The following is a 21,089-nucleotide window of genomic DNA, read 5'->3' on the forward strand; positions in this document are numbered from 1 at the left end:
GGAGGCGCACGGTGCACCCGGGAAGTGTGTCCGAGCCGTCTGCTTGGATGAGGGGCATGGACGATCTGCAGCCCGTGAGCCCGGCCGACCCCGCCTTCCCCGCTGCCCTCGCCTCGCACCTGCTCGACCACGGACCGGTGACGGTCGTCGGCGGCCCGGGGACGGGGAAGACCCGTCTGCTCGGGGCCGTCCACCCCCTCGTCGAGTCGCGCCTCGGGTCCGATCACGTGCTCGTGCTGGCCCCGCATCGGGACCACGCGGACGTCCTGCGTGATTCCCTCACCGGCCCCGCCGGACCGTCCGGTGCGGACGGTACCCCCGCCGGGCGCGTCCGGTCGTCGAGTCCGGCCCGTAGCCTCCATTCCTACGCCTTCGGGATCGTCTCCGCGGTCAACGCCGCGCACACCGGTGAGACCGGTCGGTTCGTCTCCGGGGCGGACCAGGACGCCCTGCTCGCCGAACTCCTCGACGGCTATGAGCACCACGCGGCGGAACGGGGCCTCACGGTGCCCACCTGGTCGGGACGTCTCACCCCCGAGGTCCGGGGCACGCGGGAGTTCCGGACCCAGTTGCGCGACGTCCTCGACCGACTCGTCGAGCGGGACGTCGACCCGGCCACCGTCGCCGGGCTGGCCCGTGACCACGGACGCGCCGAGTGGCGGGTGGCCGCGGAGGTCCTCCAGGACTACCAGGACCTCCTGGCCGTCCCGGGCTTCGGGGGGATCGACACCGCGGGCGTGCTCGCGGAGGCCGCCGCCCGGGTCCGGGAGGAGGGGGAGACCCACGGCACCCGGGCCGGTGACCGCTGGAGCTTCGCGGCGGCCCACGTCCCCACCCATCTGTTCGTCGACGCCGCCCAGGACTTCCCGGACGCGGCGCTCCCACTCGTGCGGGCCCTCGTCGGACTCGGCACGACGCTCGCGGTGTTCGGGTCGCCGGACACCGTGACCCAGGGGTTCCGGGGTGCCGGGGGCGCGCTTCTCGACGCGGCGTGGTCGGCGGACGCGTCCCTCGTCCCGCCGGGCCGGACCGCGCGGATCGAGGTGCTCGACGGGCACGCACCGACCGCGCGGGTGTGCGGTGCCGGTGCCCGGGTCGTCCACGACTTCGCACGCCGGACCTCGCGGGTCAAGTGGCGGGCACACATCCCGCCGGAGCACGGCGGACCCGGGCTAGACGAGCACCTCGCGGTGTTCGAGGACGGCGGGGAAGCACCGGAGCAGGCGGACACCGCCGTCGAATGCCTGGCCTTCGACTCGCCGGCCGAGCGTTCCCGGCACATCGCCCGTCGTCTGCGGTACTGGCACCACGACCTCGGCCTCGACTGGGCGGACTGTGCGGTCATCACCCGTTCGACGGGGACCGCGAACGGACTGCGCCAGGAACTCGACGCCCTCGGGGTGCCCGTGGCCGCCACGGACCTGCCCCTGGCCGAGGACCCGGCCACCCTCCCCCTTCTGCGACTCCTGGCACTCGCGCCCCCGGGCAGCCCGGAGGAGACAGGTGTCGCGGAGGAGTCCGCACCGGACGTCGACCCGGAACGGACGGGGCTCGTCCTCGACCTCCTCGGCGGCGTCTACGTCGGGCTCGACTCCCTGGCGCTCGCCGCGCTCGACCGGACGGTGCGCGGCCTGTTCGTCCGGGAGGGTCTCGCCGCGCCGGTGGGTGGCAGGGGTGCCCTGTTCGCGGCGGCCCTCGACCGGGTGGACCCGACCCGTCTGCCCGCCGGTCTGCGGGTGGTGGCCCGTCTGCTCGAGCGGGCCGCCACGGTCCGGCTCGACGACCCGCACACCGCCCTGTGGCGACTGTGGGAGGCCACCGGGGTCGCGGACGAATGGGAGGAACAGGGCCTGGCGGACCCGCGGGCCGCGGCGAACGACCGCCTCGACGCGGTGGTCCGGCTGTTCGGTCTCGCCGAGAAGTTCGCGGCCCGCGACACCCACCGCGCCCACTCCTTCGCCCGGCTCGTGCTCGACCAGGAGTTCGCTCAGGACTCCCTGGCCCGGACCGCCGACCGTGACCTCGTCGTCGTCGACTCGCCGGCCGCGCTCGCCCACCGGGAGTTCCGGCGGGTCGTCGTCGCCGATGTCGACGAGGGGCACTGGCCCGACCCCCGCGTCCGCGGCACGATCTTCGGCCTCGACGACCTCGTCGAGGTCCTCGACGGGCGGGAACCCTCGGTCGGTGACCCCCGGGTCCTGCGTCGGCGCCGGCGGGCGGTCGTCGAGGACGAGGCGATGGTCTTCCACACCGCCCTCACCCGGGCCCGGGAGAGAGTGGTCGTCACGGCCCTCGACGACGCGGAGAACTCCCCGAGCGTCTTCTTCCACACGGTCCGCGAGGCCGCGGCCCGGTTCCGGGCCGACCCCGGGGAGACGATCCCCGACCACCACGAGCGGGTGATCGGCGGTCCCCGGTTCCCGCTGTCACTGCGGGAGATCGCCGGTCGTGCCCGGGCGGAGTTCTCCCCGGTGCCCGGTGCCGGCCCCGCGGACGGGCATCCGGACCCCGAGACCGCTGGGTCCGACAACGCTGGGTCCGACACCACTGAGTCGGACACCGCTGGGTCCACGGGCCCGGGGCCGGTCGTCGAGGCCTGGGCCGATCTGCTGCTCGCCCTGCGCGCCGCCGGTGTCCCCGAGGCCGACCCGGCCACCTGGACCGGCTGGTGGGCTGTCTCCGACACCGGTCCGCTCTACGCCGCCGACGAGACGGTGCCGGTGCGGCCCTCGGCCGTGGAGACCTTCACGGACTGCGGACTGCGCTGGTTCCTCACCACCCACGGAGGGCAGTCGACCTCCTCCCGGGCCCAGGACCTGGGCAACCTCGTCCACGCGGTCGCCGAGCACCATCCGGAGGGTGGGCTCGAGGCGATGCGCACCGAATTCGAGACAGGCTTCGCGGAGATCTCCTTCGCCTCGGACTGGGAACGCGACAGGGAACACGCGGAGGGTCTGCGGATGATCGAACGCCTCGACGCCTATCTCGCGGACCGGCGGGCGGCGGGCGCCCGGTTCGTCGCCGCCGAGGCCGCCGTCGACGCCACCGAACCGGACCCCGGGCGCGGCGGACCGTGGAACGTGTACGGCCGCATGGACCGTCTGGAAGTCGTCACGGTCCGTGACCCGAAAACGGGTGAGGAGACCGAGCGACTGCGGGTCGTCGACTACAAGACGGGCAAGAACGTGCCGCCGGTCGCCGAGGTCGCCGAGAACCCGCAGCTGGGCACCTACCAGGTCGCGCTGGGCATGACCGGGGCGGTCCTCGCCGACGGGGACCAGGTGGCCGCGACGGACCCCGGCGGGGGCGAACTCGTGTACCTGCGGAAGGGCTCACTCCGCGAGCAACCGGGGCTCCGGGAGTCGGCGGACCCGGACTGGGCGCTCGACCTCGTGACCGAGACGGCCCGCGGCATGCGACGCTCCGTCTTCACCGCCACCCCCTCGCCGGAGGTGTGCCGCACCTGCCCCGTGCGGTCCTCGTGCCCGGCGATCATGACGACGAACGAGGAGGACGCGGAATGACCACCCGCCGCCCGGTGCGGTTCTCCGCCCACGAACTCGCCCAGATGCTCGACCTGTTCCCGCCGACGGAGGAACAGGCCCGGATCATCGAGTCCGATCTCGAACCCCTCGTCGTCATCGCCGGAGCGGGGTCCGGCAAGACGACGGTGCTCGCCCAGCGGGTCGTGTGGCTCGTGGCCAACGGCTGGGTGCCGGCCGACCGGATCCTCGGTCTCACCTTCACCCGGAAGGCCGTCGGCGAGCTCGCCGACCGCATCCGGCGGCTGCTCGCGCGGTTCCGCTCGGTCCGCCCCGACGTCGCACAGGCGCTCGCCCTCCACTGGGCCGAGGAGGAACTGCGGCGTGACGCCGAGGATCCGGCCCCGGGTGCGGGATCGGGCGACACCCCGGGAGGACCCTCCGCGGCGACCGCGCTCACCGGCCTCGACGTCCCGACGGTGTCGACCTACAACTCCTATGCGGCCTCGCTCGTCCGTGACCACGGCATGGCCGTCGGGGTCGAACCCGACGCCCGGGTCCTCGACGCGGCGATCGCCCGGGAGCTGGCCGGGACCGTCGTCGACGCGGCCGCACCCCACGAGGTCCCCACCGAGGGCGCCCGGACCACCTTCGTCGACGACGTGCTCGCCCTCGCCGGGCAGGTGAATGAACATCTCACCGATCCGCAGGCGGTCGTCGACCACGTCGATGCGAGCCTCGACGCCCTCCTGCGGGGGGACATGTACTCCTCGTATCTCGCAGCGATCGGGAAGAAGCGGAATCCGTCGAAGGCGGAGTACCCCGGCGACACGTGGAAGGAGGTGCGGGCGGCGGCACTCGCCCGGGCGGAGGAACTCGCCGCCGCCGCGGGACTCGGGGTGAGTGGCCTGCGGGCGACGGATCCCGCGTCCCGTGAGGCCCTGCTCGATCACCTGCTGAAGCACCTGCCCCCCACGAAATGGAAACAGGTGAGGCAGGTGTTCGGACAGCTGCGCCGCAAGCGGCGGATCGCCGTCCTCGCCGACCGTTACCTCGCCGCCAAACGGGAGGCCGGAGCCCTGGAGTTCTCGGACCAGGTCGCCTACGCCGTCGCCGCCCTGCGTGCCGACCCACAGGCCCGGGTGGCCGAACGGTCCCGTTGGGACGTCGTGCTCCTCGACGAGTACCAGGACACCTCGTCCTCCCAGACGGTGTTGCTGGCCGACCTGTTCGGCGGGATGCCGGTGATGGCCGTGGGCGACCCCCGCCAGGCGATCTACGCCTGGCGGGGCGCCAGTGCCGACAACATCGAGAGCTTTCCCCAGGCCTTCCGACGCAGCGACGGGGAGGTGGCCGGCAGGGCCGGACTGCGCACCAGTTGGCGCAACGACGAGGACATCCTGAAGGCGGCGAACAGCGTGTCCGCCGGTCTGCCGGGGGAGGACCCGGCCGACGCCCTCGTCCTCCGTCCCGGGGGTGGGCCGGGCACCGTCGTGTTCCGTCCGACGCCGGGTGAGTCGGACCCCGGGTACGGGTCCGACCAGTACGCCGACCTCGTGTCCTGGCTGCAGGAGGCCCGCGGGGCCGGGGCCCGGTCCTTCGCCGTGTTGAGCAGACGACGCGCGGCCTTCGGCACTCTCGCGGCGGCGGTGCGGGCCGGTGGGTTCGAGGTCGCGGTCGTCGGCGCCTCGGGAGCGCTCGACGACCCCTATGTCGCCGACGTCCACGCGGCCCTGCACGTCGTGGCCGACCCCGGCGCCGGTGACCACCTCATGCGCCTGCTCAGCGGGCGGGCCGTCCGGCTCGGCGCGGCCGACCTGCGCCGTCTGAACACCTTCACCCGTCTGCGCGCCGCCCGGGTCGACACCCCGGACGCCGCGGACCGTCCCGGCACCGTCGAGGCGATCGACGCCCTCACCGGCGCGCGGAACGCCCGGGCGGGGGACGGGGAGGACACCGCCGGAGTCGAGGCCGACCGCCGGCGGGCCGGTCTGACGGAGGAGGTGACGGGCCGCCTCGTGCGGCTGGGACTCGCCCTGCGCCGCCTGCGCACCGGGATCACCACGGTGCCGCGTCTGGTGCGGGACGTCCTGCGGGAACTCGACGTCGACGCCGAGGTGGGCGCGCTCACCGGGATCGAACTCACCGTCCACCGCCGGGCCGTGGACGACTTCCTGTCCCTCGTGAACGCCCATGTCGCCGCCCACCCGGAGACGGACCTGCGCGGGTTCCTCGACTGGCTGGCGGTCATGGAGGCCGAGGACGCGCTCAAGCGTCCGGAGCAGGAGGCCCCCGAGGGCGTCGTCACCCTCATGACGGTCCACGCCTCGAAGGGTCTGGAGTTCGACGCCGTGGCGCTGCCGGACATGACCCGCGGGGACTTCCCGACCGGGAACCGCGAGATCCGCGGATGGTTGCCGGGCGGGTCCCTGCCCTCGGCCCTGCGCGGGGACCGCCGCACATTGCCACGCCTCGACCTCACCCGGGAACGACTGACCGCGGGCTCCGACCTGGACGACCTGCTGGCGGCCCGGAGGGAGGAGTTCGACACGGCCCACCTCATGAGCGAACGCCGCCTCATGTACGTCGCGATGACCCGGGCCCGGTCGTTCCTGTGGCTCGGGGCCTCGACGTGGTCGGGGCGGAAGTCGGCGAACGAGGTCTCGGAGTTCTGGACCGAGGCGGCGGCCGCACTCGGCCGCAGAGAGGTGGGCCTCCCGGAGGTGGAGGACCCCCGGGCCGCGGAGGAGCCCACCGGTGTCGACTGGCCGGTGCCCCAGGACCCCGACCTGCAGGCGGCGCGGGCCCGGCGCCTGGACGTGCTCGCGGCCCGGAGCGACCGGCGGGTGACCCTGGAGTCCCTCGCCCGGGACTCCCGGGTGCCGGCCGTCCAGGTCTCCGCGCAGCGGGCCCTCGACCACCTCGAGGAGATCCGTGCGGCCCGGGCCCGGGCACTCGCGTGGCCGGACCGGGTGTCGACCACCGGACTCGTCGACCTGCATCGCGACCCCCGTGCCTTCGCCCGGTCCCGGCGGCGTCCCATGCCGGCGGGTCCCACCCCGGCGGCGGCACTGGGCACCGAGTTCCACGCCTGGATCGAGAACCGGTACGGGCAGTCGACCCTCGGCGACCCCGATCTGTGGGCCGGGGTCGACGGGGCGGGAGCGACCGGGCGACTGCCGGAGGAGATGCGGGAACGTCTGGCGACGCTGCAGGAGAGGTTCCTCGCCTCCCGGTGGGCCGACCGGACTCCGATGGCGGTCGAACGCTCCTTCGAACTCGTACTCACCCGTCCCGGGGGCCGTACCCTCCACGTGCCCGGGAAGATCGACGCGGTGTTCGCCACCGAGGACGGTCTGGAGGTCGTCGACTGGAAGTCGGGCCGGAAGCCCTCGGACGCGGACCTGGCGGACATGACGGTGCAGCTCTCCGTCTACGCGCTCGCGCTGCGGGGCATGCCGGAGTTCGCCGGGGCCGGCGACATCACCGGTGTGTTCTGCTTCTTCGGGTCCGACGAGGAGGTGCGTGTCGAACAGCTCCACGACGAGGCCGGACTCGTCGCCGCCCTCACGGCCGCGGACTGATTCCCTTCCTGTGGACCGGGTCACCCGCCCGGGGGTCGGGTCACCGGCGCGCGGGCGGGGTCACCGGTCGGCGTCACGACGGGTGGGGGCCTCGGGGTCGGTCCCGTCGGACCCGAGTTCCACGGCCGCCGCCGGGCGGAATCCGGCGCGATCGGCGTCGATCGGATCACCCGGGGAGTCCCGGTGGCCGGGGGAGTCCTTCCGGTCGACAGGGTGCGCCCCGTCGGGCGTGCCCTCCATCTCCGGGGTGTCCTCCTTCTCCGGCGAGTGCTCCTCGTCCGGCGAATACTCCGTGTCCTGCGAGTACAGGGCGGCGAGGTCGCGGAGCATGGCGAGCGCCTCGGCGCGTTCCGGGTCGGTGCCGGACTCCGAGACCGTGAGGAACCAGTCGAGGACGGCGAACTCCGCGAGGAAGTCGACGCGGTCGCGCAGCGCCACGTCGGGGTTCGAGCGCGCCTGCGTGTAGGCGGTGAAGAAGTCCTCGAAGAGGTCGGGGCCGAGGACGTCACCGACCGCGGCGAGGTCGAGGGCGGGGTCCCCGACCCGGAGACGGTCGGCCTCGTCGAGAGCGGTGAGACGGTCGTCGGAGACCCACAGCGCCTCCAGGGAGAGCGAACCGTGGACGGGACCGGCGAGGAAGTGCCAGTGTCCGGCGGTCTCCAGGACGTGTTCCCACCGGTCGAGCAGGACGGCGGGTACCTCGCCGGTGACAGCGGCGCGGTCGAGTTCGGCCAGCAGGAAGTCCCGGACCTCCCGGGCGTCGCGCACCACGAGGCCGGCATCGGCCACGGGACCGGGGTCGGCCTCGTGGAGGGCCGCGAGGAAGGACGCCAGATCCGCGACGAGGGCGGGGGAGTCGAGGAAGTCCCGAGTCGAGGCCGGCCGGCCGGGCAGGGGTTCCCGGACCTGGAGGAACGCGTCGTCGTCGAGCGGCCGTTCCGTGACGGTCCGGCAGAAGGCCACCGCGGTGTCCGGGAGCACCATGCGCAGGACGGCCCCGGCATGTCCCCGGGCCCGGGCCGTGACGGCGGGCGCCCCGGTGGTGATCGAGGCGACGAGGTCACGGGACCCGTCCGAGAGGAGGACGGCGGTACCGGGCAGCCCGGGCAACACCGTCCAGGTGCGCGGTTCGAAGTCCTCGGTGTGTGCGGCCGCCCGGGCGACCACGTCGAGGGCCTTCTGCGTGTCCGTCCTCACGGTCCGATCTGCTCCTGCGGCGTCCATGTACCCGAATCTAGCCGCTGTGGCCCGCCACGGGTGGGAACGGCATCCCGGACGGACCCGATCGGTGGGTCGACAGGGGCCGATTCCGGTGTCCGTCGTGGCGGCTACTGTGGAACACATGGAACCCATGGCCCCGCTCCCACCCGCCAGCCTGGCCCGCAGCGCGGTCCACCGGAACCACCGTGACCGGGGGACCGACGGCACGCTGGCCGACGTCCTGGCCCGGCGCACCACCCGGGTCGTCCTCGCCCACCGGGGCACCGTGCTCACCGCACGGGGGCACCTCGTCCGCTTCACCGTCGACGACCTCGACGGTCTCGATCTCCTGCCGGAGGACCCCGCGACGGGGCCGACCCGGGTGTACCTGGGGCGGGCCGAGGACGGGACGGACTACGTGGGTCTCGACCTCGACGACGCCGCCCGGTCACGGGTGGACACCCGGTTGGCCGGGGACCTCGACACCGATGCGGAACCCCAGCTCGACGACCCGGCCACCGGCGTGGACGTCGCGGTGCCCGCGTGGATCCACCTCCGGGACGTCGGCCTCGCCTTCGACGACCTCGACGTCGGCCTCGCCTGCGAGATCGTGGCCCTGGGCAACTGGCACCGGGCGCACACCCGGTCACCCCGCAACGGCGCCCCGACGGTGCCGGCGGCCGGCGGGTGGGTGCGGACCGACCCGGAGACCGGCAGCGAACACTTCCCGCGGACGGACCCCGCCGTCATCATGGCCGTCGTCCACACCGACGCGGAGGGCACCGAGCGGATCCTGTTGGGCAACAATGCCCTGTGGCCCGACGACCGGTACTCCCTGCTCGCCGGATTCGTCGAACCCGGGGAGACCCTGGAACGCGCCGTGATCCGGGAGGTCCACGAGGAGACCGGGGTACTGGCGACCGACCCGCGGTACCTGGGTTCCCAACCCTGGCCGTTCCCGTGCTCGCTCATGCTCGGGTTCGTGGCCCGCACCGCGGACATGACGACGGACCCGGACCTGGAGGAGATCTCACACGTCCGTTGGTTCACCCGGGAGGAATTGCGCGCCGAGCAGGAAGCCCGCACCGTGTGGACCCCCGGGACGGTGTCGATCGCCGGTCAGATCCTCCATGCCTGGCTGGACGGGGAGGCATGAACCGACCGGCGGACGCCCGGGCCCGGGCGCTGCTCGACGCACTCGATCCGGAACAACGAGAGGTGGCCGAGGGCCTGAACGGCCCGATGGTCGTCCTCGCCGGGGCCGGGACCGGCAAGACCCGGGCGATGACCCACCGGATCGCCTACGGGGTCGCGACCGGGGCCTTCGGCACGCACGACGTCCTGGCACTCACCTTCACCGCGAAGGCCGCCGGGGAGATGCGGGCCCGCCTGCGGGACCTCGGCGTGCCCGGGGTTCAGGCCCGGACCTTCCACTCCGCCGCCCTGCGCCAGCTGCGGTACTTCTGGCCGGCGGTGGCCGACGGTCCCTTCCCCGAACTCGTCACCCACAAGGCCGGACTCGTCGCCCGGGCGATGACCGAGTGCGGGTACGAGGCCGAACGCGAGGTCGTGCGGGACACCGCCGCGGAGATCGAGCACGCGGCGGTCTCCCTCATCGGCACCGAGGGGTACGCGGAACGTGCGGGTGACCGGCCCCTGCCCGAGGGGATCGACGCGGCCGGCATGGAACGGATCATGCGGTCCTACGCGGAGATCAAGACCCTACGGCGGCTGCTCGACTTCGAGGACGTCCTCGCGGTGCTCTCCGGGGTGCTCGCCACCCGGCCGGACATCGCCGCGAAGGTCCACGACCAGTACCGGCACTTCGTCGTCGACGAGTTCCAGGACGTCTCGCCCCTCCAGTACGACCTGCTCACCCGCTGGCTCGGCGACCGGGACACCATCTGTGTCGTCGGTGATCCGGCGCAGACCATCTACGGGTTCGCCGGTGCGACGGACTCCTTCCTGCGCACCCTCCGGCACCGGTTCGAGGGCGCCCGGACGGTGTCGCTCGTGCGCAACTACCGGTCGACCACCGAGGTCGTCGAGGCGGCGAACAACGTGCTCGCCCACACCGGACCCGAGCCGCTGGTACTGCGGTCGACCGGACGCACCGGCCCGGCCCCGGAGTACACCGAGTACCCCGACGACGCCGCCGAGGCCGCGGGGGTCGCCGCCCGGATCGCCGCGGACGTCGCCGCCGGCCGCCGTCCCGCCGACGTGGCCGTCCTGTTCCGGACGAACGGGCAGAGCCGTGCGCTCGAGGAGGCGCTCGCCACCCGGGGCATCAGCTACGTGCTGCGCGGGGGAGAACGGTTCTTCGCCCGCCGGGAGGTCAAGGAGGCCGTCGCCCTCCTGCGGGCCCAGGCGAACCGGCGGGAACCCGGCGACCTCGGGGAGGTCGTCGGGGACGTGTTGTCCGGGATCGGGTGGCAGCCGGAGGCCCCGGCCGGCACCGGCGCGGTGCGCGAGCGGTGGGAGTCGCTCAACGCTCTCGTCGACCTCGCCGCGGACATGCAGGACGGTGAGGAGCTGCCGGTCCCGCTCACCCGGTTCGTCGAGGAGCTCGCCGACCGGGCCGAACACCAGTTCGCCCCGCAGGTCAACGGTGTCACGCTCGCCTCGGTCCACGCGGCCAAGGGTCTCGAATGGGAGGACGTCCACCTCGTCGGGCTCACCGAGGGACTGCTGCCGATCGGCTACGCGAAGACCCCGGCCGCCGTCGCGGAGGAGCGACGCCTGTTCTACGTCGCCCTCACCCGCGCGCGCACGACGCTCACCCTCAACTGGTCCCAGGCCCGGCAGGGCGGGCGCGGGAGCAGGCGGACACCCTCGCGGTTCCTCGCCGAGGTCCGCGGCCGGGCCCGCCCCGCCGCCCGTGGCCCGGTGGGGTCCGCCGGCCGTTCGGCCACCTCGGGCCTGCCCGACGGGCCGTCCGGCAACACCCGGGCCTCCCGGCACGCGGCACCCACGGGTTCCCCGGGAACGGTCGAGGAGACGCGCCCGCACGACCGGGCCCGGAAACCGCGGACCGTCCACCGGTGCCGACAGTGCGGCGCGGTGCTCGTGTCCGGTGTCGAGATCGCACTGGGGCGGTGTGCGGCCTGCCCGGCGGACATCGATCGGGACCTCCACACCCGGCTCCTGCGGTGGCGCAAAGAGGTGGCGGCGGCCCATGCGTCCCCGGCCTTCATCGTGCTCACGAACGCCACCCTCGAGGCGATCGCGGAACTGCGCCCCACCGAGCCGTCCGCACTCGCCCGGGTCCCCGGGATCGGCGGACACAAACTGGAACTCTACGGACGGCAGATCCTCGACCTGGTGAATGCCCCACCGACCGATTCCTGAGGGCGGAGACGGGTGCGCCACCAAGGCCGAGGAGCGAAGGAGTACGTGGGGTTGGTACTTCGAGCTTACGAGTTCGCCGGTGGCGCCGGAGTCTCCGCCCTCAGGCGGACAGATCGGTGCGGTCGTCGATGTGGGTCATGGGCAGGCGGCAGTCGCAGGAGGGGTGGAAGGCCGCGACGAGCTCGGTGACGGCTCCGTGGGGGAGGGCGACCTCGAGGTCGGTGGGCACCTCACGGGGGTGGACGACGTGGGAGCGGACCGCCTCGGCGGCGTGACCGAGGGCCAGGTGGGCGAGCACCGGATCGGTGCGGCCGGCAGCGGGTTGTTCCCGCCACACACTGCGCCAGGCGACCATCCAGTCGGGGTCCTCCGTACCACGGTGGTGGAACGCACACCGGGTGCAGGGCGTGCGGGCCGGGACGACGACGTGGGAGATCTCCGCGCGGGACTGCCCGACGACGACGTGCAGGTGCTCCCGGCCCGCCTCGGCGAGGAATCCGGCGGCCACGGCGTCGGCGGCCCACACCGCGGTGAGGACGACGAGGACGCCGGGGTCGTCGGGGACGTCCTCCACCCGGTCGACGACCCGGGTGACCAGGCCGGCCGCGGTGAGGAGGACGGCGAGGTCGTCGCGGAAGGGCCCGGTGACGTACACGGTGCGGGCGGCCAGGCGGGCGGACACCCGTGCCGGCGAGGTGTGTGCCCGGGCGGCCCAGGCGTCCGTGTGTGCGGTCGGGAGCGGGTCCGGGCGGGTCGCCTCCTCGGTGTCGAGCGGGACGAGCGCGCCGGCCTCGTCGAGGATGGCGAGCAGGGAGGCGGCACGGGAGGCGTCGACGCCCAGCTTCTCGGCGCGGTCGAAGAAGTCCTCGACCTCGATTCCCATCCGGACGAGGGAGACGAGTTCGGTGTCGGCGGGGGCGAGCCCGTCGATGAGCGCGGGATCGTCGATCCCCAGCTGCAGGCACCGGGCCGAGCGCCACACGACGGGGACCGATCGGTACAACTGATACATGGACCCTCCCGCTCGTCCCTGGACCGGACCGGCGTGTCCCGGCCCGTGGGTCCGCTCCGGACCCGCGTGGTGACCGCGAGCCTAGTCGGGGTCCGGTCCGGGTGGAAGGGTCTCTTCGTGCCTGTGGAAAACCCCGCCGGGTAGCACCCGTGGCGGGACCGGGACACGGGCGGGGCGTCGCGAGAGCGGCCGGGGGACGACGTGGTCCTCCGGCGTCCTCACGACGCCCCGTCCGTGCTTCGGTCCCCAGCCGCGCTCGGGTCCCACGGACCTTCCCCGTGCTCGTGGACCCGGGTTTTCCGGGGACTCGACGAGCCAAGCTATGCGGCCCTCGCGAAGGACGTCAAGGACGACCGGTGCGTCAGGGGATCTTGATCTGTGGGCAACCTGTGGACCGGAGGTCACAGCCTGTGGGCAACCGGTTCGGTCCTGTGGACCGGGCGGGGGACGACACGCCGAACGAGTACGATCGTGCGGGCCCCACGCGGGGGACGTTCGACACGAGGAGGAACACGCGGTGCAGGCACAGGACGTCGTGGCCGCCGTCGAGGACGGCACGATCCGACTCAAGCGGTCCGCCCGGCGGCGGAAGACGATCTCCGTGGCCCTGGAGGGTGACACCTTCGTGTTGTCCGTCCCGGCGTCCTACGACCTCGTGAAGGAGGCGGATTCCGTGGCCCGCCTCATCACCCGGATGGAGGACCGTGCCCGGAGCGCCCGGCGCGGTGACGCGGACCTGGAGGCCCTCGCGGCGGCACTCGACGCCGCGTACTTCGACGATGGGATCCGCCCGGCGAGCGTGCGGTGGGTGACGAACCAGAACACCCGGTGGGGGTCGACGACGACCTCGGCCCGGACCATCCGGATCTCCCACCGGCTGCGGCACGTGCCCGAATGGGTGCTCTCCGCGGTCCTCGTACACGAACTCGCGCACCTGCGCGTCGCCGACCACGGTCCGCGGTTCCGGGCGCTCACCGCCCGCTACCCGCACACCGCGCGGGCCGACGACTTCCTCGCGGGCTTCGCGGCCGGGGAGGCCTACGCCCACCGCTGAGCGGGTACCCGCGACGTACGCCGTCGAGGCGCCCGCAGCGGGAGCGCCGCTCAGTCGGGTCCCGCGGGGAGGTCGGGTCCGGTGGGGAGACCGAGTCCGGCGAGGAGACGGGGGATCCGCTCCTGCAGGTCGGGCATGACGTCGGCCGGGAGGTCGTGGCCCGGGAACCACGCGAGGTCACGGGACTCGCCGGCGGCGGGCGCCTCGGCGGCGGGCGAGGCACTCGGGTGCACGAACACGTAGAGGTGGTCCCGGTGGGTGCCGCAGGCACCGAAACCCGGCAGGTCCGTGATCTCGACGGGACCCCGGAGTGCCCCGGCGGGTGCGGCGATCCCGGCCTCCTCGCGCAGCTCGCGCGCGGCGGCCGCCCGATGGTCCGCGTCGGTGGGGTCAGGGTGCCCGCCGAACTGGCCCCAGGTCCCGGCCCGGCGGTGCCGGTGGAGGAACACGCGGGTACCGGTGGCGTCGACGACGAGGACGCTCACCGTGTCGTGGTCGGGGCCGATCGAGCGATGACGGAGAACGGTGTGCCCGGGCCCGGTGGGCTCAGGCATCCCGTGCGGGGCCGGAGCCGCCCTCGTCGGGGTCCTCTCCGTCCGTGGTACCCGTGCCGTCCGTGGGTCCCTCGTCGGTGCCCCCGGTCTCCTCGGCCAGCAGCTTGGCGAGCGCCTCGTCGATCGAGGAGTCGGTCGACCAGTCCTGCTTCCGCCTCTCGGTGTACCCCAGCGGGTCGTCGAGGTCCTGCACGGTCGGCAGGAGGTCGGGATGGGTGAACACGGCGTCCCGGGCCTCGGCACCCTCGGAGCGCTGGAGGAAGGTGAAGAGGGCGGCGGCGTCACGCAGACGGACCGGCGCCAGATTCATCCCGAGGAGACCCGCGAAGGTGCGGTCGGCCTCGGACTCGGTGACGGCACGGGTGCGCAGGGCCTCCCGGATCTCCTCCCGGTGGGTGAGGTTCCCGCAGGCCTCGTGGGCGACGACGTCGGCCCACCCGGCGACGACGGAAAGCACCGTGACGAGTGACTGCTCGGCCTGTTCCTGGGCCTCGGTCGGCTGCGGGGTGAACAGGCCGTCACGGATGTCCTCGGAGAGCTTCTCCATGTTCGAGGGGTCCATGTTCGCCGTGAGGTCCTGGATCCGTGACATGTCGATCTCGATGCCTGCGGCGTACTTGGCCAGGGCCGTCGTCACGTGTCCGGCCAGCCACGGGGCGCGGGCGTAGAGCCACAGGAGGGCGAGCTCCCGGACGGCGACGTAGATGCGCAGTTCGGAGGCGTCGACGCCCATCTCCGCGGCCGCCCCGGTGATGTTCGCCTCGAGGATCGCCGGGGTGCGCTCCAGGAGGGGCAGGCCGGTGTCCGTGCCGCTGAGCACCGAGCCGGAGAGCGCGCCGAGGGCCTCGCCCAACTGCATCCCGAACATGGAGTCGCCCATCGCGGAGATCATCTGTCCGGCGCCCGCGAGCATGGGCTTCAGTTCCTCGGGGGCCTGTTCCTGCAGGTTGTCGGTCATCGCCGTCGACATGTTCGACTTCACCGGCTCGACGAGCTTCTTCCAGCCGGGCAGCGACCGCTCGACCCAGTCCCGGCGGGTGAGCGCCACCGGCTCGGAGCCCACGGGGCTGAGATCCGTGACGTTCCCGAGCCACAGCTCCGCGATCCGGAACGCGTCGTGGGTGGCACGGGTGGTCTCGTCACCGACCGCGGGGTCGGGGGTCGGGATGGTCCGGCCGGCCGACTGCTGGGCGGTCCGGTCGAGCCCACCGCCGGACATCATGCCCTGCAGTTGGGACATGATCCCGCCGAGCATCGAGGGGTCGAAGGGCAGCCCCTGGGGACCCTGGCCCCGGTCGCCCTGTGCCCCGTTCGGGCCACCGGCACCGAAGGCACCACCGAACTGAGCGTTCGGACCGAAGAACATGCCGAAGATGTCCCCGAACGGGTCGTTGCCCTCGGGTTCCTTGTCGTTCCTGTCGGTCATGGTGCTACCTCCCGGTGTGGACGTCACCCGCCGGACACCGACGTGTCCGCAGGCGGGTGTGTGCGTGGATGTTCAGGGTAACGACCCGACCCGTGAGAATCGTCCGGAAGCCGCCCCGGACCCCCGGTGTTCGCAGGAGGCGAAAGCCCCCCGGTCCGGTAGACTGCCCACTCGGTGGAAACGAAAGGACTCACTGTGGGCAGCACCCCTGGACGCGGACGCCGGACGACCCCGGTCGCCGGGACTCTCGCCGGTCTCGCCACCTACGGACTCGTCGTGCTGGCGCTCGTGACCCCGGTGCCCTACATGGTGCAGATGCCGGGGCCCGTGGTGAACACCATCCCGGCCGGGGACAACGTCGTCGAGGTGTCCGGGACGGAGTCCTTCGCCGCCTCCGGTCAGCTCGACCTCCTCACCGTCTCTGTCGCCGGGGGACCGGGCCGTGACCTGCGGGCCGACCAGATCATCGGGTCGGTGATCGACCCGACCGACACCGTCGTGCCGGAGGAGGCGTTCTACCCGCTCGACACCACCCGGGAACAGGTGACCGCGACGAACGAGGCGCAGATGGCCTCCTCGCAGGACCTCGCGGTGGCGGCCGCGCTCGGCGAGTTGGGGATAGACCATCCGCTCTCCGTCACCGTGCAACACATCGAGTCCGACTCCCCGGCCGCGGGCGTCCTCGAGGTCGGGGACCGACTGCTCACCGTCGACGGGACCGATCTCACCGCCGGCGACGACGGGGCCCGCCTCGTCGCCTCCACGGTCGCGGAGTCCGCCGGTGCCCCGGTGGAACTGGGCATCGAGCGTCGGGGGAGTGAGCAGACCGTCGAGGTCGTCCCGGAGGCCTCGGCCGACGGGCATCGGATCGGCATCGTCATGGACGTCGGCTACGACTTCCCCTTCGAGGTCCGGTTCGACGTGGCCGACGAGATCGGTGGCCCCTCGGCCGGGACGATCTTCGCCCTCGCGCTCATCGACGCGCTCACCGAGGGTGACCTGACCGGCGGGGTCCCGATCGCCGGGACCGGGTCGATCGACGCCGCCGGCACGGTGTCCCCGATCGGTGGCGCCCGGCAGAAGGTCGTCGCGGCCGCGACGACCACCGAGGACCGGGCGGCCGCCGAGCACTTCCTGTCCCCGACGGACAACTGCGCGGAGGTCGTCGACGCGGCCGCCGCCTTCCCTGATCTCACCGTCGTCCGCGTCGACGACCTCCCCGGGGCACGTGTTGCCGTGGAGTCGATCGCCACGGGGGAGACGGACGCGTTGCCGGCCTGTGGCGACGCCTGACCAGACCGCGTACGTGAGTCGAAAGGACCTTGCGTGACATTCACCTCCTCCCCACCGTCGGCCTCCGGGCCCCGGAAGTCGGGACGTCCCTCCCCGTTGTTGCTCACGATCGTGAGCGTGGTCATCCTGCTCGGGCTGTTCGTCGTGTTCGCACAGATCTACACGGACGTCATGTGGTTCCGTCATCTCGACGTGCTCGCGGTCTTCACGACCGAGTGGCTGACCCGGGGCGTCCTGTTCCTCGTCGGTCTCGTCCTCATGGCGCTGCCGGTCTGGTTCTGCCTGTGGTGGGCCCACCGCGCCCGTCCGGTCTACGCCCCGACGACCGCTCGGCAGGAGAACCTCGACCGGTACCGGGAGGCCTTCGAGCCCCTGCGCCGGGTGCTCACCCTCGCGATCCCCGCGGTCGTCGGTCTGCTCGGCGCGGTCGCCTTCTCGGCGGGGTGGCAGGACGCCCTGCTCATGCTCAACGCCAGTGAGTTCGGCCGGACCGACCCACAGTTCGGTCTCGACATCGGGTTCTACGTCTTCACCCTGCCGATGCTCCAGGGCGCGGGTGCCTACCTCGGTATGGTCGCCCTTCTCACCTTCCTCGCCTCGCTCGTCGCGCACTACCTCTACGGCGGTATCCGTCCCGGCGAGCACAAGGGCATCGAGTTCACCCGGGCGGCCCAGGTGCAGCTGGCGATCACGGCCGCGGTGCTCGTGCTCGTGCAGGCCGGGCGGATCTTCCTCGCCCGGTTCGGCGCGCTCACCGACTCCACCGGGATCGTCACGGGTGTCACCTACACCGGTGACAAGGTGACCCAGCCGGCGCTGCTCATCATCGCCGTCGCGGCCGTCGTCGTCGCCGGCATCGTCGCCGCCAACGCCTTCGCCCGCACCTGGAAGCTGTCGATCATCTCGGTCGTCATGCTCGCCGTGCTCGGCGCGATCTCGGTCATCGGTATGCCGATGGTCGTCCAGCAGTTCCAGGTCCAGCCATCCGAGCAGAGCCTCGAGGCGGACTACATCCAGCGCAACATCGAGGCGACGAAGGACGCCTACGGGATCGACGAGGTCGAGACCATCAGCTACAGCCCGGAGACCCAGGGGCAGACCGGGGCCCTGCGGGAGGACGCGGAGACCGCCGCGTCCATCCGTCTGCTCGACCCCAACCTCGTGTCCGACACCTTCCGTCAGCTGCAGCAGCAGCGTGCCTTCTACTCCTTCCCGGAGCAGTTGGACGTCGACCGCTACGAGATCGACGGCGAGATCCAGGACACCGTCATCGCCCTGCGCGAGCTGAACCCCGCCTCGCAGGCCGATGCCTCCTGGGTCAACCAGGCGACGGTCTACACGCACGGGTTCGGCGTCGTCGCCGCCTACGGCAACCGCCAGGGCGAGGACGGCCAGCCGGACTTCCTCGAGGAGAACATCCCGCCGAACGGCGAGCTCACGGGTCTCGACGAGAACGGTTACGAGCCGCGCATCTACTTCGGTGAGAACTCGCCGCGGTACTCGATCGTCGGTGCTCCCGAGGGCACGGCCCCGCGCGAGATCGACTACCCGGCCGACGGTGCGGACGGCACCGGTCAGGTGCTCACCACCTACACCGGAGACGGCGGACCGGGCGTCGGTTCGTACTTCCATCGCCTCCTCTACACCCTGAAGTTCCAGGACGAGCAGATCCTCCTGTCCGACGCCGTCAACGAGGAGTCCCAGATCCTCTACGAGCGGCACCCGCGGGAACGCATCGAGAAGGTCGCCCCCTTCCTCGAGGTCGACGGTGACCCGTACCCAGCCGTCATCGACGGACGGATCCAGTGGATCGTCGACGCCTACACGACCTCGGCGGAGTACCCGTACTCGACCCCGAGCGTGCTCCAGGACGCGACGACCGACTCGAACACGGAGACCACCGGTGCCGTGCAGGCACTGCCGCCGGAGGAGGTCAACTACATTCGCAACTCGGTGAAGGTGACCGTCGACGCCTTCGACGGGTCCGTGGAGCTCTACGCCTGGGACGAGGAGGACCCGATCCTGCAGACCTGGCAGAAGGTCTTCCCCGATCTCTTCACCCCGGTCGACGAGATGAGCGCGGATCTCATGAGCCACGTGCGGTACCCGGAGGATCTCTTCAAGGTGCAGCGCGAGCTCCTCACCCGCTACCACGTCGACGACGCCAACGGGTTCTACACCGGCCAGGACTTCTGGACGAACCCCTCGGATCCGACGATCTCGGGGGAGCAGACCTTCCCGCAGCCGCCCTACTACCTGACGCTACGGATGCCCGGTCAGGAGCAGTCGGCCTTCTCGCTGACCTCCTCGTTCATCCCGCGTCCCACGAGCGGGCAGACCCGCAACAACCTCACCGGGTTCGTCGCGGCGAATGCGGACGCGGGCAGCGAGGCCGGCACGATCGACGAGGACTACGGCACCATCCGTCTGCTCCAGTTGCCGCGCAACACGACCTTCCCGGGTCCCGGCCAGGCGCAGAACAACTTCAACACCGAGCCGGAGATCCAGCAGAGCCTCAACCTGCTGCGGCAGGGCGAGTCCGAGGTGGAGAACGGCAACCTCCTCACCCTGCCGGTCGCCGGGGGTCTGCTCTACGTGCAGCCGGTCTACGTCCGGTCCGCCGGCGAGACCTCCTACCCGGTGCTCCAGCGGGTGCTCGTGGCCTTCGGTGAGCAGATCGGGTTCGCCCCGACGCTCGACGAGGCGCTCGACCAGGTCTTCGGCGGTGACTCCGGTGTGAGTGCCGGTGACGCCGATTCCGTCGGTCAGGTCGACGAGGAAGGCGCGACGGGCAGCACCGAGGTCGGCTCCGGCGAGGGCACGGAGGAGGGCTCCACCGACACCGGTTCCACGGACACCGGGTCGACCGGTGGCTCGGGTGACCCGCTGCGGGACGCCCAGCAGGCCATGGAGGACTCCCAGGAGGCCCTGGAGGAGGGTGACTGGGCGGCCTACGGCGAGGCCCAGGAGCGCCTGCAGACGGCCATCGAGGAGGCCCTCGCGGAGGAGGGCGTCACGACGGCGCCCACGCAGCCCGCCGAGGACACCGCGACCGAGGCGCCCGAGGAGTGACCGTGCCGTCGACCTGATGGTGGTGTGAGCGACACGCGGCTCACCTGCGAGGACGTGGGGCAGATCACCTATCGTTGATTTGGTGTTCACCTCCCGGACCCCGTAGAGTTGTCTCTGTCGCCGCGGGGTGGAGCAGTTCGGTAGCTCGCCGGGCTCATAACCCGGAGGTCGGAGGTTCAAATCCTCCCCCCGCCACCATGGTCCGCGCAGGACACGAGAAGGCCCCCACACGAGAGTGTGGGGGCCTTCTCGTATTCACCTGCGATCCGTTGACCTCGGCACGGATTGTGAGAACCATGTGAGTGGTGGATCACGCTTGCGTCTTAGTTCAATATTCAACTACAGTCATCCATGTAGTTAAAAACTGAATCACTTCGGGCGGTGGCACCACCGCTGTCGCCCGACATCCGTACCCACATCTGAGGAGATCACCATGACCGCACTCTTCGCAGGCCTCACCTCCGGCACCTGGAACCTCGACGCCCTCCACTCCGAGTTCGGCTTCGTCGCCCGTCACGCCGGCGTCTCGAAGGTCAAGGGCAAGTTCGAGGACATCGCCGGTGTCCTCACCGTCGGTGAGGACCTGGAGTCCACCACCGTGTCCGCGAAGGCGCAGGCGACGTCCATCACGACCGGCAACGAGCAGCGCGACGGCCACCTGCAGTCCGACGACTTCTTCCTCGCCTCGGAGCACCCGGAGGTCACCTTCGAGTCGGCTGCCTTCGAGAACATCGACGGCGAGGAGTTCGACCTGCGCGGCACCCTCACCATGCGCGGTGTCTCCAAGGAGGTCGTGTTCTCCGGTGAGTTCAACGGTGTGGCCAACGGCCCCGACGGCAACCCGATGGCCGGCTTCTCCTTCCAGGCCACCGTCAACCGCAAGGACTTCGGCATGAAGTTCGACGTCGCGCTCGGCGGCGGCGAGCTCCTGGTCTCCGACAAGATCAAGCTCGTCATCGAGGTCGAGGTCCTCAAGGAGGTCTGAGTCCTCTCCTCTTCCGTGCGTGGGCGGCGAGCTCGGCTCCCGTGAATAGACCCGGTCCCGTGAGGCGCGCTTCTCACGG

General features: G+C 72.0%; 12 protein-coding genes and 1 tRNA gene. 9 read left to right on the forward strand and 4 right to left on the reverse strand.

Annotated elements, in window-relative coordinates:
• Nucleotides 1-56 precede the first annotated feature (56 nt).
• Nucleotides 57-3,524, forward strand: coding sequence for a PD-(D/E)XK nuclease family protein (locus AAD496_RS14180; RefSeq protein ID WP_349829502.1), 3,468 nt, complete (start codon nt 57-59; stop codon nt 3,522-3,524).
• Nucleotides 3,521-7,066, forward strand: coding sequence for an ATP-dependent helicase (locus AAD496_RS14185; RefSeq protein WP_349829503.1), 3,546 nt, complete (start codon nt 3,521-3,523; stop codon nt 7,064-7,066). The genes AAD496_RS14180 and AAD496_RS14185 overlap by 4 nt, the downstream gene beginning before the upstream one ends.
• Nucleotides 7,067-7,126: 60 nt before the next feature.
• Here AAD496_RS14185 and AAD496_RS14190 read toward each other — a convergent pair whose 3' ends face one another.
• Nucleotides 7,127-8,290 carry a protein kinase family protein gene (locus AAD496_RS14190; protein WP_349829504.1) on the reverse strand — a complete coding sequence of 388 codons (1,164 nt, stop codon included), beginning with the start codon at nt 8,288-8,290 and terminating at the stop codon, nt 7,127-7,129.
• A 118-nt stretch (nt 8,291-8,408) separates the two neighbouring features.
• Between AAD496_RS14190 and nudC the strand changes: the two genes are divergently transcribed.
• Both nudC and AAD496_RS14200 read left to right on the forward strand, forming a co-directional pair.
• Complete coding sequence (gene nudC / locus AAD496_RS14195; RefSeq protein ID WP_349829506.1) at nt 8,409-9,422, forward strand: NAD(+) diphosphatase; 1,014 nt, start codon at nt 8,409-8,411, stop codon at nt 9,420-9,422.
• The gene (locus AAD496_RS14200) at nt 9,419-11,614 is read left to right on the forward strand and encodes an ATP-dependent DNA helicase UvrD2 (RefSeq protein ID WP_349829507.1); all 2,196 of its coding nucleotides are present in this window, start codon (nt 9,419-9,421) and stop codon (nt 11,612-11,614) included. The genes nudC and AAD496_RS14200 overlap by 4 nt, the downstream gene beginning before the upstream one ends.
• Before the next feature lie 100 nt (nt 11,615-11,714).
• On the opposite strand, the gene AAD496_RS14205 is transcribed toward AAD496_RS14200, so the two are convergent.
• Complete coding sequence (locus tag AAD496_RS14205; protein WP_349829508.1) at nt 11,715-12,626, reverse strand: hypothetical protein; 912 nt, start codon at nt 12,624-12,626, stop codon at nt 11,715-11,717.
• A gap of 517 nt (nt 12,627-13,143) precedes the next feature.
• Between AAD496_RS14205 and AAD496_RS14210 the strand changes: the two genes are divergently transcribed.
• A complete protein-coding gene (locus AAD496_RS14210; protein WP_349829509.1) occupies nt 13,144-13,680 on the forward strand; it encodes a M48 metallopeptidase family protein in 537 nt (178 codons plus the stop codon).
• A 50-nt stretch (nt 13,681-13,730) separates the two neighbouring features.
• Here the strand turns inward: AAD496_RS14210 and AAD496_RS14215 are convergent, their stop codons facing one another.
• Both AAD496_RS14215 and AAD496_RS14220 read right to left on the reverse strand, forming a co-directional pair.
• Nucleotides 13,731-14,234, reverse strand: coding sequence for an NUDIX domain-containing protein (locus AAD496_RS14215; RefSeq protein WP_349829510.1), 504 nt, complete (start codon nt 14,232-14,234; stop codon nt 13,731-13,733).
• Entirely contained in the window at nt 14,227-15,660 is a 1,434-nt protein-coding gene (locus AAD496_RS14220) for a zinc-dependent metalloprotease (RefSeq protein ID WP_349829511.1), read from the reverse strand. Before AAD496_RS14220 ends, AAD496_RS14215 begins: the two co-directional genes overlap by 8 nt.
• Before the next feature lie 195 nt (nt 15,661-15,855).
• Here AAD496_RS14220 and AAD496_RS14225 point away from each other — a divergent pair, with 195 nt between their 5' ends.
• The 4 genes from AAD496_RS14225 to AAD496_RS14240 all read left to right on the forward strand — a co-directional run bounded on the left by AAD496_RS14225 (nt 15,856) and on the right by AAD496_RS14240 (nt 21,010).
• Nucleotides 15,856-16,953, forward strand: coding sequence for a YlbL family protein (locus AAD496_RS14225; RefSeq protein ID WP_349829512.1), 1,098 nt, complete (start codon nt 15,856-15,858; stop codon nt 16,951-16,953).
• A gap of 33 nt (nt 16,954-16,986) precedes the next feature.
• Complete coding sequence (locus AAD496_RS14230; protein WP_349829513.1) at nt 16,987-20,025, forward strand: UPF0182 family membrane protein; 3,039 nt, start codon at nt 16,987-16,989, stop codon at nt 20,023-20,025.
• Nucleotides 20,026-20,146: 121 nt separating this feature from the next.
• A tRNA-Met gene (locus AAD496_RS14235) sits at nt 20,147-20,223 on the forward strand.
• A gap of 235 nt (nt 20,224-20,458) precedes the next feature.
• Nucleotides 20,459-21,010, forward strand: coding sequence for a YceI family protein (locus AAD496_RS14240; RefSeq protein ID WP_349829514.1), 552 nt, complete (start codon nt 20,459-20,461; stop codon nt 21,008-21,010).
• The last annotated feature ends 79 nt before the right edge of the window (nt 21,011-21,089 follow it).

This window comes from Brevibacterium litoralis, assembly GCF_040212315.1.
GTDB lineage: Bacteria > Actinomycetota > Actinomycetes > Actinomycetales > Brevibacteriaceae > Brevibacterium > Brevibacterium litoralis.

Bases quoted from the DNA above. Each gene is read 5' to 3' on its own strand.
- AAD496_RS14190 (WP_349829504.1), bottom strand. From the start codon at position 8,290: ATGGACGCCGCAGGAGCAGATCGGACCGTGAGGACGGACACGCAGAAG.
- AAD496_RS14200 (WP_349829507.1), top strand. From the start codon at position 9,419: ATGAACCGACCGGCGGACGCCCGGGCCCGGGCGCTGCTCGACGCACTC.
- AAD496_RS14220 (WP_349829511.1), bottom strand. From the start codon at position 15,660: ATGACCGACAGGAACGACAAGGAACCCGAGGGCAACGACCCGTTCGGG.
- AAD496_RS14215 (WP_349829510.1), bottom strand. From the start codon at position 14,234: ATGCCTGAGCCCACCGGGCCCGGGCACACCGTTCTCCGTCATCGCTCG.
- AAD496_RS14205 (WP_349829508.1), bottom strand. From the start codon at position 12,626: ATGTATCAGTTGTACCGATCGGTCCCCGTCGTGTGGCGCTCGGCCCGG.
- nudC (WP_349829506.1), top strand. From the start codon at position 8,409: ATGGAACCCATGGCCCCGCTCCCACCCGCCAGCCTGGCCCGCAGCGCG.
- AAD496_RS14240 (WP_349829514.1), top strand. From the start codon at position 20,459: ATGACCGCACTCTTCGCAGGCCTCACCTCCGGCACCTGGAACCTCGAC.
- AAD496_RS14185 (WP_349829503.1), top strand. From the start codon at position 3,521: ATGACCACCCGCCGCCCGGTGCGGTTCTCCGCCCACGAACTCGCCCAG.
- AAD496_RS14180 (WP_349829502.1), top strand. From the start codon at position 57: ATGGACGATCTGCAGCCCGTGAGCCCGGCCGACCCCGCCTTCCCCGCT.